The 14,963-nt window shown below is 74.4% G+C and carries 12 protein-coding genes; 6 read left to right on the top strand and 6 right to left on the bottom strand.

Annotation, left to right across the window (positions count from 1 at the left end; translation table 11 throughout):
• Nucleotides 1-29: 29 nt before the first annotated feature.
• Both meaB and ACIQIB_RS15765 read right to left on the bottom strand, forming a co-directional pair.
• Complete coding sequence (gene meaB, locus ACIQIB_RS15770; RefSeq protein WP_363604844.1) at nt 30-986, bottom strand: methylmalonyl Co-A mutase-associated GTPase MeaB; 957 nt, start codon at nt 984-986, stop codon at nt 30-32.
• Between the two features lie 73 nt (nt 987-1,059).
• The gene (locus tag ACIQIB_RS15765) at nt 1,060-2,253 is read right to left on the bottom strand and encodes an acetyl-CoA C-acetyltransferase (RefSeq protein ID WP_400654642.1); all 1,194 of its coding nucleotides are present in this window, start codon (nt 2,251-2,253) and stop codon (nt 1,060-1,062) included.
• Nucleotides 2,254-2,536: 283 nt separating this feature from the next.
• Here ACIQIB_RS15765 and mce point away from each other — a divergent pair, with 283 nt between their 5' ends.
• From mce to ACIQIB_RS15750, 3 genes are all read left to right on the top strand, one after another.
• A complete protein-coding gene (gene mce, locus ACIQIB_RS15760; RefSeq protein WP_363604842.1) occupies nt 2,537-2,980 on the top strand; it encodes a methylmalonyl-CoA epimerase in 444 nt (147 codons plus the stop codon).
• Between the two features lie 501 nt (nt 2,981-3,481).
• Entirely contained in the window at nt 3,482-8,263 is a 4,782-nt protein-coding gene (locus ACIQIB_RS15755) for a hypothetical protein (RefSeq protein WP_400758402.1), read from the top strand.
• 107 nt (nt 8,264-8,370) lie between these two features.
• Complete coding sequence (locus ACIQIB_RS15750) at nt 8,371-9,300, top strand: cellulose-binding protein (protein ID WP_363604839.1); 930 nt, start codon at nt 8,371-8,373, stop codon at nt 9,298-9,300.
• 204 nt (nt 9,301-9,504) lie between these two features.
• Here ACIQIB_RS15750 and ACIQIB_RS15745 read toward each other — a convergent pair whose 3' ends face one another.
• Complete coding sequence (locus ACIQIB_RS15745) at nt 9,505-9,816, bottom strand: hypothetical protein (RefSeq protein WP_363604838.1); 312 nt, start codon at nt 9,814-9,816, stop codon at nt 9,505-9,507.
• Nucleotides 9,813-10,607 carry an alpha/beta fold hydrolase gene (locus tag ACIQIB_RS15740; protein ID WP_400758400.1) on the bottom strand — a complete coding sequence of 265 codons (795 nt, stop codon included), beginning with the start codon at nt 10,605-10,607 and terminating at the stop codon, nt 9,813-9,815. Before ACIQIB_RS15740 ends, ACIQIB_RS15745 begins: the two co-directional genes overlap by 4 nt.
• A 92-nt stretch (nt 10,608-10,699) precedes the next feature.
• Here ACIQIB_RS15740 and ACIQIB_RS15735 point away from each other — a divergent pair, with 92 nt between their 5' ends.
• Both ACIQIB_RS15735 and ACIQIB_RS15730 read left to right on the top strand, forming a co-directional pair.
• Nucleotides 10,700-11,707 (top strand): ATP-binding cassette domain-containing protein, encoded by a 1,008-nt coding sequence (locus ACIQIB_RS15735; RefSeq protein WP_363604834.1) that lies wholly within the window; start codon nt 10,700-10,702, stop codon nt 11,705-11,707.
• A 1-nt stretch (nt 11,708) separates the two neighbouring features.
• A complete protein-coding gene (locus ACIQIB_RS15730) occupies nt 11,709-12,476 on the top strand; it encodes an ABC transporter permease subunit (RefSeq protein ID WP_363604832.1) in 768 nt (255 codons plus the stop codon).
• Between the two features lie 42 nt (nt 12,477-12,518).
• On the opposite strand, the gene ACIQIB_RS15725 is transcribed toward ACIQIB_RS15730, so the two are convergent.
• Nucleotides 12,519-12,842, bottom strand: coding sequence for an ATP/GTP-binding protein (locus ACIQIB_RS15725; RefSeq protein ID WP_363604831.1), 324 nt, complete (start codon nt 12,840-12,842; stop codon nt 12,519-12,521).
• A gap of 227 nt (nt 12,843-13,069) precedes the next feature.
• On the opposite strand from ACIQIB_RS15725, the gene ACIQIB_RS15720 reads away from it, so the two are divergent.
• A complete protein-coding gene (locus ACIQIB_RS15720; protein WP_400758398.1) occupies nt 13,070-14,380 on the top strand; it encodes an LLM class flavin-dependent oxidoreductase in 1,311 nt (436 codons plus the stop codon).
• Nucleotides 14,381-14,515: 135 nt separating this feature from the next.
• Here the strand turns inward: ACIQIB_RS15720 and ACIQIB_RS15715 are convergent, their stop codons facing one another.
• Nucleotides 14,516-14,908 carry an SCO5389 family protein gene (locus ACIQIB_RS15715; RefSeq protein WP_363604828.1) on the bottom strand — a complete coding sequence of 131 codons (393 nt, stop codon included), beginning with the start codon at nt 14,906-14,908 and terminating at the stop codon, nt 14,516-14,518.
• Nucleotides 14,909-14,963 lie beyond the last annotated feature (55 nt).

The raw sequence follows: 14,963 nt of genomic DNA, 5'->3' as shown, positions 1-14,963 counted from the left end.
GGCGTCCCGGCCCGGAAACCGGCCCCGGCTCAGCTCTGGGTCAGCCCGGCGACCAGTTCGTCGGCGGCGCCGTACGGGTCCAGCCCGCCGGCCACCACCCGCTCGGCCAGGGCGGTCAGGTGACGGTCGCCGCGCAGGTCGCCGATCCGGGCCCGCAGCGCGGCCAGCGCGATCGCCTCGATCTCGTCGGCCGCCCGGCGGCGACGGCGCACGGCCAGCTCGCCGTGCTCCTCCAGCCAGGCCCGGTGCTTCTCCAGCGCCTCGACCACCTCGTCCACACCCTCGCCGCGGGCCGCGACGGTCTTCACGATCGGCGGCCGCCAGTCCCCCGCCTCCCGGGCCTCGCCGAGGCCGAGCATGTGGTTCAGCTCCCGGGCGGTCGCGTCGGCGCCGTCCCGGTCGGCCTTGTTGACCACGAAGACGTCGCCGATCTCCAGGATCCCGGCCTTGGCGGCCTGGATGCCGTCGCCCATGCCGGGGGCGAGCAGCACCACGGTGGTGTCCGCCTGGGCGGCGATCTCCACCTCGGACTGGCCCACGCCGACGGTCTCGACCAGGATCACCTCGCAGCCGGCCCCGTCCAGCACGCGCAGCGCCTGCGGGGCCGTCCAGGAGAGCCCGCCGAGGTGGCCGCGGGTGGCCATCGAGCGGATGAACACCTCCGGGTCGGTGGCGTGCTCCTGCATCCGGACCCGGTCGCCGAGCAGCGCGCCGCCGGAGAACGGCGAGGACGGGTCCACGGCCAGCACCCCGACCCGCTTGCCGAGCCGGCGGTAGGCGGAGACCAGGGCGGAGGTCGAGGTCGACTTGCCCACGCCGGGCGAGCCGGTCAGCCCCACCGTGTACGCCTGCCCGGTGTAGGGGGCGAGCGCCGCCATCGCCTCGCGCAGCTGGGGCGCGCCGTTCTCGACCAGCGAGATCAGCCGGGCGACCGCACGCGGACGGCCCTCCCGGGCCTGCTCGACCAGCGTCGCGACATCGATCATCGGGCAGCTCCTCACGGGATCGGGGCCGCGGACCCCCCCTGGCGGTCCGCGGCCCCGAAGGCAGGTCGGACGATCAGGCCTTCGGAACCCTGACGATCAGCGCGTCGCCCTGGCCGCCACCGCCGCACAGCGCGGCCGCGCCGACACCGCCGCCGCGCCGCTGGAGCTCCAGCGCCAGGTGCAGCACCACACGGGCGCCGGACATCCCGATCGGGTGGCCGAGCGCGATCGCGCCGCCGTTGACGTTGACGATGTCCGAGGAGACGCCCAGGTCCTTCATGGACTGGTGGGCGACCGCGGCGAAGGCCTCGTTGATCTCGATCAGGTCGAGGTCGGCGACCTCCAGGCCCTCCTTGGCCAGCGCGTGCCGGATCGCGTTGGACGGCTGCGACTGCAGCGAGTTGTCCGGGCCCGCGACATTGCCGTGCGCGCCGATCTCGGCGATCCAGCTCAGGCCCAGCTCCTCGGCCTTGGCCCGGCTCATCACGACCACGGCGGCGGCCCCGTCCGAGATCTGCGAGGAGGTGCCGGCGGTGATCGTGCCGTCCTTGGCGAAGGCCGGGCGCAGCCGGGCCAGGCCCTCGACCGTGGTGTCGGCGCGGATGCCCTCGTCCTGGCTGAAGACGACCGGCTCGCCCTTGCGCTGCGGGATGGCGACCGGGACGATCTCGGCCTCGAAGACGCCGTTCTGCTGCGCCTTGGCGGCCCGCTGGTGCGAGGCGGCGGCGATCTCGTCCTGGACCTCGCGCGGGATGCCCAGGCGGGTGTTGTGCTTCTCGGTGGACTCGCCCATCGGGATGTTCTCGTAGGCGTCGGTGAGCCCGTCGTACGCCATCGCGTCCAGCAGCTCGATCGCGCCGTACTTGTAGCCCTCGCGGGACTTCGGCAGCAGGTGCGGGGCGTTGGTCATCGACTCCTGGCCGCCGGCCACCACGATGTCGAACTCGCCGGCCCGGATCAGCTGGTCGGCCAGCGCGATGGCGTCCAGGCCGGAGAGGCAGACCTTGTTGACGGTGAGCGCCGGGACGTTCATCGGGATGCCCGCCTTGACGGCGGCCTGACGGGCCGGGATCTGGCCGGCGCCGGCCTGCAGCACCTGGCCCATGATCACGTACTGGACCTGCTCACCCGTGATGCCGGCCCGCTCCAGGGCCGCCTTGATCGCGAAGCCGCCGAGGTCGGCGCCGGAGAAGCCCTTGAGCGAACCGAGCAGGCGACCCATCGGGGTCCGCGCACCGGCAACGATCACAGAGGTGGTGTTGGTCATGGGACGGGCCCCTTCGCACGTCGTGGCCAGGTGAGGATGCCGCTCAATGTACTGACCTGTTACCCGCCCGTCACCGGAACGACGGTGTGATCGAGCGCACTGGCACTGTCCAGTCAACACCGTGTCAACGCGGTTCGGGTGAACCACGGGCGTGTGAGCAGACTCGCACGCCGAGCACTGGCGCGTTCCAGCGGCATGCGCTGCACTGTTGCCGTCCCGCCGCCCGCCCCGCCGCCCGCTCGGATCGCCCGCTCGGACGGCCGGCCCAGACCCGGAGGTCGCCGTGCTGACCCGTATCGACCACATCGGCATCGCCTGCTTCGACCTCGACCGGACGGTCGAGTTCTACCGCACCACCTACGGCTTCGAGGTGTTCCACAGCGAGGTCAACGAGGAGCAGGGGGTCCGCGAGGCCATGCTCAAGATCAACGACACCGGCGACGGCGGCGCCTCCTACCTCCAGCTGCTGGAGCCCACCCGGCCCGACTCCACCGTCGCCAAGTGGCTGGAGAAGAACGGCGAGGGCGTCCACCACATCGCCTTCGGCACCGCCGACGTCGACGGGGACTCCGAGGCGATCCGCGCCAAGGGCGTCCGGGTCCTCTACGAGCAGCCCCGGACCGGCTCGATGGGGTCCCGGATCACCTTCCTGCACCCCAAGGACTGCGGCGGCGTCCTGACCGAACTGGTCACCTCCGCCGGGGGCGACGGGCAGCAGGCGCACTGAGCGCCCGGCGGGTGCCGTCCGGCGACGGCACCCGCTTCCCGCCGCCCGTTCGCTCAAAACCCGTCAGTAATCTCACCCCGCACCCGGAAAACCCCCACGCGCCCATTCCCCCACTGGGCGCTCCCACTACAATGCCCGAGTGCGCGAAGACTCCGGGGGACGGGGACGACGAGCACGGCCGATGACAGGCCGTCCGCCCCCGGGGTGGCCGGCCCGTCGCAGGGGAGTCCATTACGCGGGCACGGCTGAACAGTCTCAGTTCGGATCTGTCACCATATTCTCCACAAGGCAAGAGTTCGCCCAGGAGTCCACTCGGACGGGGGAACGCGGAACCACCGCGCTTCCACGGCCAGGGCTCCGACGACCGTGGCGGACGCCCCCGACCAGAGGGGGCCGTCCACCGGCTGCGGATGCAAGGACCAGTCGGACCGGGCCCCGGACAAGCGGGAACCCGAACCGGCCGGGTCGAGGACGCGACCAGGAGATGGATGGGACCGCGGAGTGCGGGGCTACGACCGCTACGAGGTTGACGATCACCTCTCCCAGTTCGAGGCCGAGATGGATCGGACTCGCAAGGAGCGGGACAAGTCAGTCGAGCATGCCGAGGACCTCGCCTACCAGGTGGAGGTGCTCCGGGCCAAGCTGCACGAGTCCCGTCGCATGCTCGCCCAGCCGCGCGCCTTCGACGCCGTTTCCGGCCAGGCCGAGCAGATGCTCCGCACCGCCGAGATGCAGGCCCAGCAGCTGCGCGCCGACGCCGAACGGCAGCTGCGCGACTCCCAGGCGGCCACCCAGCGGCTGATGGCCGAGGCCGCCGAGCGCACCGCCCGGCTGGAGGCCGAGCTCACCGCCCGCCGCCGCCAGCTCGAGGAGGAGCTCGCCGAGCTGCGCCGCAGCGCCGAGCAGCACGTCAACGAGAACGTCAACTGGGCCGAGCAGACCCGGGCCGGCACCGAGCAGGAGGCCCAGCGCCTGCTCCAGGAGGCCCGCGCCGAGTCCGAGCGGATGATGGCCGCCGCCCGGGCCGAGGCCACCGCCCTCGCCGACCAGGCCCGCGCCCAGACCGCCGCCGACGTGGACGCCGCCCGCGGCGAGGCCCAGGCCGCCGCCGAGGCCGCCCTCCAGCGGGCCCAGAGCGACGCCCAGCGACTGCTGCGCGCCGCCTCCGAGCAGGCCCAGCAGGCCAGCGCCCAGGCCGCCGCGGACGTCAACGCCGCGCGCGGCGAGGCCCAGCAGCAGCTGGCCGGTGCCCACGCCGCCGCCGGACAGCAGCTCGCCTCCGCCCAGGCCGAGATCGGCCGGCTCAAGGAGCAGGCCGCCGCCGAGCAGGCCCGCGCCGAGCAGGAGCTCGCCCACGCCCAGGCCGAGATAGAACGGCTGCGCGCCGAAGCGATCGCCGAGGCCGAACGCACCCGCCGGGAGGCCGCCGAACTGCGGGCCCAGGCCGAGGTCGCCGCCGAACAGCTCCAGGCCGACGCCGAGGCCGCCGCCGAGCGCAAGGTCGCCGACGGCGAGGCCGCCAACGAGCAGCGCTCGCAGACCGCCCGGGCCGAGGTCGCCCGGATGGTCGCCGTCGCCACCAAGGAAGCCGAGGCCATCAAGGCCGAGGCCGCCACCAAGAAGGCCGAGGCGGAGGCCGCCAAGGCCGCCGCCGCCGAGGAGAGCGAGCGGCTGCGCGCCACCGCCGAGTCGGTGGCCGGCCAGCTGCGGGCCGAGGCCGAGGCCGCCATCGCCGAGCTGCGCGCCACCGCCGAGCGCGATGTCGCGGAGCTGCGGGCCCAGGCCGAGGCCGCCGCCGCACAGCTGCGTGCCGAGGCCGAGGAGGAGGGCCGGGCGGCCGGCGCCAAGGACGCCACCGTCCACCTCGCCAAGGCCGCCAAGACGGCCGAGGAGGTGCTCGCCCGGGCCGACCAGGACGCCGGCACCGCCCGGAGCGAGGCGGCCGCCGAGGCCGAGCGGATCCGGACCGAGGCCGCCGCCGAGGCCGAGCGGCTGCGCGAGCAGGCGCAGGCCGCCGTCGAGCAGGCCCAGAACGCCGCGCTGGACGACGCCGCCGGCATCCGCGAGCGGGTGCAGCAGATGCAGGACGAGGCCGCCCGGCTGCGCGCCGAGGCCGAGGAGCTGCGCTCCCAGGCGGCCGCCGAGGCCGACCGGGTGCGCGGCGAGGCCCGCCGCCAGGCCGTCGTGCAGATCGAGGAGTCGGCGAAGACCGCCGAGGAGCTGCTCACCAGGGCCAAGGCCGACGCGGACGAGCTGCGGGCCGGTGCGGCCGGTGAGATCGAGCGGCTGCGCGCCCAGGCCAAGGAGCAGGCCGCCGAGACCCAGAGCCGCGCCGAGCAGACCCTCACCCGGGCCCGGGCCGAGGCCGAGAAGATCACCGCCACCGCCGAGCAGCAGGGCCAGGACGCGCTGGCCGCCGCCAAGGCAGCGGCCGCCGAGAACCGGACCGCCGCCGAGCGCGAGACCGCCGAACTGCGCCGCGAGGCAACCGAGTTCGACCATCGGGTGCGCGCCGAGGCGAACGCCTCGGCCGAGGCCGTCCGGGCCGACGCGCAGGCCGAGGCCGCAGCCGTCCTGGACGCCGCGGTGGCCGACTCCGAGCGGCTGCGCACCGAGACCGACGCCGAGCTGGCCCGCTCCCGTGGCGAGGCCGAGGCGGCCGCCGACGCGCTGCGCGAGGAGAGCCGGCGCGAGCGCGAGGAGGCCTCCGACGGGCTGCTCCGCGAGCGCGAGGAGACCGCCGAGCACCTGGCCGCCGCCAAGGCCGCACGCGAGCAGGCCGAGCAGGCCGCCGCCGAGCTCACCGAACGGACGGCCGCGGAGACCGCCGCGCAGCGCGAGGCCGCCGAAACCCACGCCACCCGCGTCCGCACCGACGCTGAACAAGCCGCCACCGAACTCACCGAACGGACGGCCGCGGAGACCGCCGCGCAGCGCGAGGCCGCCGAAACCCACGCCACCCGCGTCCGCACCGAAGCCGAACAGGCCGCAGCCGAACTCACCGAGCACACGGCCGCGGAGACCACCCGCCTCCAGGCCGAAGCCGAACAGGCCGCCACCGAACTCACCGAGCGCACCGCCGCGGAAACCGCCGCGCAGCGCGAGGCCGCCGAAACCCACGCCACCCGCGTCCGCACCGAAGCCGAACAGGCCGCCACCGAACTCACCGAGCAGACCGCCGCAGAGACCACCCGCCTCCGGGCCGAGGCCGAACAGGCCCTGGAGGCCGCCAAGGCCGCCGCCGAGCGGCGGCGGACCGAGGCCGCGGCCGCGGCGAAGGCGGTGCGCGAGAAGGCCGAGGCCGAGCTGGCCCTGGCCGCCGAGCAGGCCTCGACCGTCCGCGCCGAGGCCGGGCGGGAGCTGTCCGAGGCCCGCGCCACCGCCCAGAACATCCGCACCGAGGCGGCGGGGGTGCTGGAGCAGGCCCGCGTCGACGGCGAGGAGCTCGTCGCCGCCGCCAAGGCCGAGGGCGCCGAGCTGGTCGCCGTCGCCGAGGACGAGGCCGCCGAGGTCCGCCAGTCGGTGGCCGGTATGTACGAGGCCGCCTCGCAGCAGATCGCCGAGCAGCGGGCCACCGCCGAGCGGGAGGCCACCGAGGTCCGCGACCGGGCCGAGCAGGACGCCGCCGAGCTGCGCGACACCGCCGACCGCGAGACCACCGAACTGCGGGCACTGGCGGAGCGGGAGACCACCGAACTCCGCGAGCGGACCGACCGCGCCGTCGCCGAGCTGCACGAGGCCGCCGACCAGGAGACCGCCGAGCAGCGGGCCCTGGCCGACCGCGAGACCGCCGAGCAGCGCGCCCTCGCCGAGCGGGAGACCACCGATCTGCGGGCCAGGACCGCCGCCGAGGTGGCCGCGCTGCGCGAGCAGACCGCGCTGGAGCTGGCCGCCGAACGCGAGGCGGTCGAGTCCGAACTGGCCCACCAGCGCGTCGAGGCCCAGGCCTACGACGAACAGCTGCGCGCCGACGCCGAGGCCGAGCTGCGCGCCGCCCAGGAGGCCGCCGACCAGCAGCGCGCCGAGTCCGAGGCGCTGGCCGCCCGGACGGTGGCCGCCGCCGAGGAGCGGGCCGCCGCCACGATCGCCGAGGCGGAGGAGTTCGCCGCCTCGCTGCGGGCGGAGGCCGAGGAGTACGCGCTGGCCACCCGGACCCTCGCGGACGACTACGACACCGCCACCCACGCCCGGGCCGACGCCTACGACGCCGACACCCGCGAGGCCGCCGAGCAGTTCGACCGGGCCACCCGGGACCAGGCCAACTCCGTTCTGGAGAAGGCCTTCGCGGACGCCGAGGCACTCGGCGAGGACGCCCAGACCACCGCACTGGCCACCACCGCCGCCGCCGAGGAGCAGGCGGACGCGATGGTCGCTGCCGCTCGCAAGGAGGCCGACCGGCTGGTCGCCGCCGGCGAGGCGGCCGGCCAGAACGAGGTCGAGAAGGGCCGGGCGGACGCCGACGCGCTGCTCTCCGAGGCCCGCCGGGACGCCACCGCGATCCGCGAGCGCGCCGAGGAGCTGCGCGAGCGCACCGACGCCGAGGTCGAGGCGCTGCACGAGCGCGCCCGCAAGGAGAACGCGCAGGCGATGAAGTCGGCCGGCGAGCGGGTGGACGCCCTGGTGACGGCCGCTCAGGAGCAGCTGACCGAGGCCGAGGAACAGGCGGTGGCCACCGTCGCCGAGGCCGAGGACCGGGCGGCGGCGCTGGTCGCGGCCGCCGAGGAGCGCGCCAACGAGCTGACCTCGCAGGCGTCCGCCGAGGCCAGCAAGGTCCGGATCTCGGCCGTCCGCAAGGCGGAGGGCCTGCTGAAGGAGGCCGAGACCAAGCTCGCCGACTCCACCAGCCGCGCCGAGGCCCTGATCGTCAAGGCCGAGGCCAAGCTGAAGTCCGCCCAGGACGACGCGGAGGAGCGGGTCGAAGCCGCCTCGACCGAGGCGGAGAAGCGGCTGCGGGCCGCCGACGAGACCGCGGACGAGCAGATCGAGCTGGCGAAGGCGGAGGCCGAGCGGCTCCTCACCGAGGCCCGGGCCGAGGCGAAGCGGGTCACCGGCGAGGGCCGGCGCGAGCTGGACGAACTGGTGCGGCGCCGCAAGGACATCAACACCGAGATCTCCAGGGTGCAGGACGTGCTGTCCGCGCTGGAGGCGTTCGAGGCGCCGTCACCGGTCGCACAGACCAACGGGGGAAGCAGCAACAAGAAGGACGGGGGTGCCAAGGCCGGTGCCGGAGTGGGCGCCCCCCGGTCGGGTGGCAATCGCTCCGGTGGCGCACCACCCGATTGAGCGGACATTCTCCGCGATGCAACGGCATTTCGCCGACGACACTCCGGTAACGTGTCAGGATTCCCTCAACCACCTCAGCGGTTTGACGACAGGAAGCCCAGAACCCCATGAGCGACAGTCACTCCCCTCACGGCTTCGACCTGGTGCGCCGTGGGTACGAGCGCGCCCAGGTCGACGAGCGGATCACCAAGCTGGTGGCCGACCGTGACAGTGCCTTGACCCGGATCAGTGCGCTGGAGAAGCGCATCGAGGAGCTCCACCTCGAGACCCAGACCGCCCAGGCGGCGGTCACGGAGACGGAGCCCTCCTACGCCGGTCTCGGCGCCCGGGTCGAGAAGATCCTGCGGCTCGCCGAGGAGGAGGCCAAGGACCTGCGCGAGGAGGCGCACCGCGCCGCCGAGCAGCACCGCGAGCTGGCCGAGGCGGCCTCCCAGCAGGTGCGCAGCGAGGCCGAGAACTACGCCAAGGACCGCAAGGCCAAGGCGGAGGACGAGGGTCTGCGGATCGTCGACAAGGCCAAGAGCGACAGCGCCCAGCTGCGCGCCGAGGCCAACAAGGACGCCCAGAACAAGCGCGAGGAGGCGGACGCCCTCTTCGAGGAGACCCGCACCAAGGCCGCCCAGGCCGCGCTGGAGTTCGAGACCAACCTGGCCAAGCGCCGCGAGCAGTCCGAGCGCGACCTGGCCGCCCGTCAGGCCAAGGCCGAGAAGCGCCTCGCCGAGATCGAGCACCGGGCCGAGCAGCTGCGCCTGGAGGCCGAGAAGCTGCGCACCGACGCCGAGCGCCGCGCCCGCCAGACCGTCGAGACGGCCCAGCGCCAGTCCGAGGACATCGTGGCCGACGCCAACGCCAAGGCCGACCGGATCCGCAGCGAATCCGAGCGCGAGCTGGCGGCGCTCACCAACCGCCGCGACAGCATCAACGCCCAGCTGACCAACGTCCGCGAGATGCTGGCGACGCTGACCGGCGCGGCCGTGGCCGCCGCCTCGCTGCCGAACGACGACAGCATGGGCGTGCCCGCCCAGCAGTCGCGCTGACGCATCACCGACAGGCCCTCACCCGCCCGGGTGGGGGCCTGTTCTGGTTCCCCGCCAGTCCCGCCGCCCGCCCGGCCCCGGCCGGTCCGCCGGATCGCGCCGGATCACGGTGGGCGGGGACCGGCCCGTCCGGCACCCCGCCCACCCCGCCCACCGCGGCCACCGCGGCCACCGCGGCCACCGCGGCCATCACAGCCACCGCGCTCAGCGCGGGTACGCGCCGTCCGGCCGCTGGTACCCGCTGCTCAGCTGGTTGCCCTCGTCGTCCGACACGGTGCCGAACCACGAGGTGCACCAGACCGTCACCGAGTCCGGCCAGTACTGCACCTCGAAGGGGTGCCCGGGGCCGTAGTCCCCGTACGAGGTGACGATGAACGTCTCCCCGGGCCGCATCCAGTAGTCCTCGCCGAGCGGCTCCAGGGTCAGCTCGACCAGCGCCTCGCCGCGGTTGGTGACGGGCATCCGGCCGGTCACCTCCAGCGCCGAGAAGTCCCAGCCCGCCGCGTCGCCACTCATCCGGCGACCCGCGCCAGCAGTCTGCGCACCGCCGCGTCGAACGCCTCCGGCGCCTCCAGCGCGCTCAGGTGCCCCACGCCCGGGACGACGGTCAGCTCGGCGTCCGGCCTGGCCCGGACCATCAGCTCGGCCTCGGACAGCGGCGTCAGGCCGTCCTTCTCCCCCGCCACCACGGCGGTCGGCACCCGTACCCCGGCCAGCACGTCCAGGGCGTCCGGCCGGGCCGCCATCGCCCGCTGCGCCCAGGCGACGGCCGCCGGTGACGCCTCCGCGATCATCCCCTCCACCCGCTCCACCAGGTGCCCGGAGTCCGGCCCGAGCTGCCCGGCCGCCGTCCGCTCGTCGAGCAGCAGCCGGACGCTGTCCCGGGCCAGGACGGCGGCGGCGATCCGCTCGCGGTTGGCCCGGGCCGCCTCGGTGTCGGCGGTGGCCCTGGTGTTGGCCAGCAGCAGGCCGGCCAGCCGCCGCGGGTGGCGGCGGGCGAAGGCCAGCGCCACGTACCCGCCCATCGAGAGCCCGCCGACCACCGCCCGTTCGATGCCGGCCGCGTCCAGCAGCAGCGCGACATCGTCGGCGACGGCGTCCAGCGAGGGCTCGTCGGTGCCCAGCCCGGTGCCGCCGAAGCCGCGCTGGTCGGGGGCGAGGACGCGGGCCTCGTCGCCGGTCAGTCCGGGCAGGGTGTCCAGTTGCGCGGACCACATCGAGGCGTTGTGCGGAAAGGCGTGCAGCAGCACGAGAGGTGTTCCGGTGCCGCTCTCGCGGACCGACAATGCGGAGGGGAGCTGGGTCATGGGCCCACCGTAGTTCGGCGCACCCGGCGGGCCCACTCAGCGGGCCGCCATGTCCGCTTTGTCATATCCTGACGGAGAGTAAGGGAGCGCGAATGATCGAGTTGCACGACCTGACAAAACGTTACGGCACGACCCTCGCCGTCGACCGGCTGAGCTTCCAGGTCCCGCAGGGCGTGGTCACCGGTTTCCTCGGCCCCAACGGCGCGGGCAAGTCCACCACGATGCGCATGATCCTCGACCTCGACCGACCCACCTCCGGCCGCGTCACCATCGACGGCAAGCGGTACGGACAGCTCAGCGAGCCGCTCAAGTACATCGGCGCGCTGCTGGAGGCCAAGGCCGTCCACCCCGGCCGCACCGCCCGCGACCACCTGCTCTGGCTCGCCCAGAGCAACCGCATCCCGACCGGCCGGGTGGACGAGGTGCTCAGCCTGGTCGGTCTCACCTCCGTCGCCCGCAAACGCGCCCGCGGCTTCTCCCTCGGCATGGGCCAGCGCCTGGGCATCGCCTCGGCGCTCCTCGGCGACCCGGAGATCGTGATGTTCGACGAACCGGTCAACGGGCTCGACCCGGAGGGCATCCTCTGGATCCGCAACCTGATGAAGCGCCTCGCCGCCGAGGGCCGGACCGTCTTCGTCTCCTCCCACCTGATGAGCGAGATGGCCGTCACCGCCGACCACCTGGTCGTCATCGGCCGGGGCCGGCTCCTCGCCGACCTGCCGATGCCCGAGTTCATCCGGCGCAACTCCCGGTCCGCCGTCCGGCTGCGCACCCCGCAGCCGGAGCTCCTGCTGGACGCGCTGGCCGGCGCCGGGCTGCGCGGCGAACCCGGCCCCGACGGCTCGTACGAGGTGGTCGACGGCAACCTCGCGGCGCTCGGTGAACTGGCCGCCGTCCACGGCGTGGTGCTGCACGAGCTCAGCCCCCAGCAGGCCTCACTGGAGGACGCGTTCATGCAGATGACGGCCGACTCCGTGGAGTACCACGCCGGGGCCGGCGAGGGCTTCGACGCGGCCGGCGCGCCCGGCGCCTGGGGCGCCCGGTGGCACGACGACGGCGCGGCGCGGAAGACCGTGCCGGCCCGGCAGGAGGAGAACTGAGATGGCGTCCTTCCCGGCGGTCCTGCGCTCCGAGTGGACGAAGATCCGCAGCGTCCGCTCCACGGTCTGGACGCTCGCGCTGACCTTCGTGGTCACCCTCGGCCTCGGCGCGCTGCTGTCCCTGCTGACCAACAACAACTTCACCGAGTTCCACCGCAACGAGCAGACCCCGTTCGACGCGACCGGTACCGCCTTCTCCGGCATCATCCTCGGCGAGCTCGCCATCATCGTCTTCGGGGTGCTGGCGGTCGGCAACGAGTACAGCAGCGGGATGATCAGGGTCACCCTGGCCGCCGTCCCCCAGCGCGGCACCCTGCTCACCGGCAAGGCGGTGGTCCTCGGCACGCTGGCCCTGGCGGTCTCGCTGGTCACCGCGTTCCTCACGTTCTTCGCCGGCCAGGCGCTGCTCGGCGACCACTCCACCGGCCTCGGCGAACCGCACGTGCTGCGCGCGGTGTTCGGCGCGGCGCTCTATCTGACGATGCTCTGTCTCTTCTCGGCCGGCGTCACCGCGATGCTGCACAACCAGACGCTGGCCCTGGGCGTGCTGGTGCCGTTCTTCTTCCTGCTCTCGCCGATCCTCTCGGCGGTGCCGAAGGTCAGCACGCTCGCCCACTACTTCCCCGACTACTCGGGTTCGCGGATGATGCTGGTCTACGAGCAGCACGGCCAGCCGTACGGTCCCTGGGCCGGCTTCCTGATCTGCCTGGCCTGGACGCTGGCCGCGCTGGTCGGCGGGGCGCTGGTGCTGAAGAACCGCGACGCCTGAGCCCCCCGGTCTCCCGGGCCCCGACGCGGCGCCCCGCCGGTCTCAGTACCGCGGGGCGCCGCGGCCGCGCTGGACGTTGGAGGCCCGGCGGTCGCGGGCGCCCCAGCAGGCCCGGTGCCAGTGCCGGCGGTCGTCCACCCCGGCACCGTGCGCCGGCCAGGCCACCACGTGGCCGACGCCCGGCGGGATCTCCTGGTCGCAGCCGGGGCAGCGGTAGTAGCGGCCGGCCGTCCCGGCCACCGTCTGCACCACCCACTCGTCGCCCTGGTAGGTCTCCGTGCGGCGCAGCGAGCCGCCGAGCGGGGCGGCCGGCTCCGAGGCCTCGCGGTCGGCTGCGCTCTTGATCCGGTTGCGGCGGGGCGACACGTCTGGCTACCTCTCTGCGGGGGTTCGAAACCGTTCCAGCCTACGGCCGGGAACTCCTCCCCCGGGCCCCTATCACGGCATCGTCCGGCACTTCGGTGTTTCCGGTGATATCCACCCGTTCTCCAGAGAAATTCAGGGTTCAGCGTGCCATTGGCACATGACATGGGCTACTCACGAGGGGACAGGCGGGGCCCGCAGACCCTGCGCGCACCCGAGGAGGCCCACCGATGACCAAGACCAGCCCCCGAGCCACGACCCGTCGGCCCGTCGGGGTCCGGCCGCCCGCCCCCGGCCCCGCGCTGACGTCCGCCGCCGGGGTGACGGCCGTGTCCGACACCCCGCTGCCCACCCCCCAGCGGGCCGCCGTACTTCCCGCGGACACCGCGCCGGTACGGGTCGGCGCGTTCCTGCTCTCGGCGCAGTTCCCCGGGCAGACCCACGGCGAGGCGCTGGACCGCACCGTCCGGGCCGCCGTCGAGGCCGAGCGCGCGGGCCTGGACAGCGTCTGGCTCGCCGAGCACCACTTCGTCCCGTACGGGGTCTGCCCGAACGCCGCCACGCTCGCCGCGCTGCTGCTCGGCCGCACCCGCCGGATCGGCATCGGCACGGCGGTCAGTGTGCTCTCCACCGCCCACCCGGTGACGCTCGGCGAGCAGGCCGCGCTGCTGAACCTCACCTCGGAGGGGCGGTTCACGCTCGGGGTGGGCCGCGGCGGGCCCTGGATCGACCTGGACGTCTTCGGCGGCGGCGTCGACGCCTTCGAGCAGGGCTTCCCGGAGCGGCTCGACCTGCTGCTGCGGTGGCTGCGCGGCTCCCGGGTGGGCGCGGACGGCCCGCAGTTCAGCTTCCCCGAGGTGGCCGTGGTGCCCCGGGCCGCCGAGCCGCCCCGCCGCCCCGGCCTCGGATCCTGGCTGGGCCTCGGCGATCAGGCCGGGCTGCTGCGGTTCCCGCGCCAGCGCAAGGACGCCGACGGCCCCGACGGGGAGCTCGGCAGCAGCGGGCGGCCGGTGGCCGGCCCGCCGGTGGTGGTCGCCTGCACCTCACCCGGCGGGGTCAGGCTCGCCGCCGAACGCGGCCTGCCGATGCTGCTGGGCATGCACTCCGGCGACGAGGACAAGCTGCGCATGCTGGAGCTGTACCGGACCGCCTGGCTGGCCGCCGGGCGCGGCGAGGAGCAGCTGCGCCGGGTCGGCCGCCAGCATGTCGCGGCCGGCGTGGCCCAGGTCGAGGACCGCACCTCGGCCGCCCGGGCCACCCTGCTGCGCGCGATGCCCGGCTGGTTCGAGTACGGGCTCGGGGCACACCGGACGGTCGACGGACGGGAACGCAAGATGCGCGACCCGCGCGAGTACACCGAGCTGCTCTGCGACCTGCACGCGGTGGGTACGCCGAAGCAGTGCGCCGACCGGCTGCTGGCCACCGCCGAGCGGACGGGCATCCGCCGCTTCGCGCTGCTGGCCGAGGGCAGCGGCGACCGCGACGCGACGCTGCACAACATCGCCCGGCTCGGCTCCGAAGTGCTGCCGCAGCTCGGCTGACCGGTGCCCGACGGGCGGTGCGGACACGGGGGCCGGCGGGGGCCGGTGGGGAGGCCGTCGAACGGCCCGGGCCGCCCCTCCTCCGGTCAGGAGGCGGAGCGGCCCGGTGGCGTTCCGACACGGCCCGGCGGCCGGTCAGCAGTCCCGGAGTTCCTCGGACTGGTTGAGCAACTGTTCCCGGACGGAGGTGAAACGGTCGAACCGCGCCTCGTTGGCGTCCGAGGGCAGGAACACCGCCACCCGGTGACAGTTCTGAAAGGCCAGCCGGACGCCGAAGTGCCGCTGCAGGGCACCCCGGATGGCATCACTGGCGAGGGCCCGGAGGAGCTGGCCGCGGGCCTGCTCGCCGGGCGGCGGTACCTGGTTGTCGGCGAAGTCGGTGCCGTCGACCTTCGCCTGGGCGACCAGCGAGCTGATCAACTCCCAGGCGTACGGCAGGGAGACGCGGACGCAGTCGACGAATTCCCGCTCGTCGACCTCGCCCCGCTCGGCCTTCTCCAGCAGGGCCGGTGAGACGTCGAGCGACATGGATTCTCCTCTCGCGGTCCACCCGCGCGGCGCCCGGGTGGTGATGCGTAGTCCA

The organism is Kitasatospora sp. NPDC092286, from assembly GCF_044755565.1.
GTDB lineage: Bacteria > Actinomycetota > Actinomycetes > Streptomycetales > Streptomycetaceae > Kitasatospora.
The sequence above is the reverse complement of the archived record's forward strand: the minus strand, read 5'-3'. Positions and strand labels throughout refer to the sequence as shown.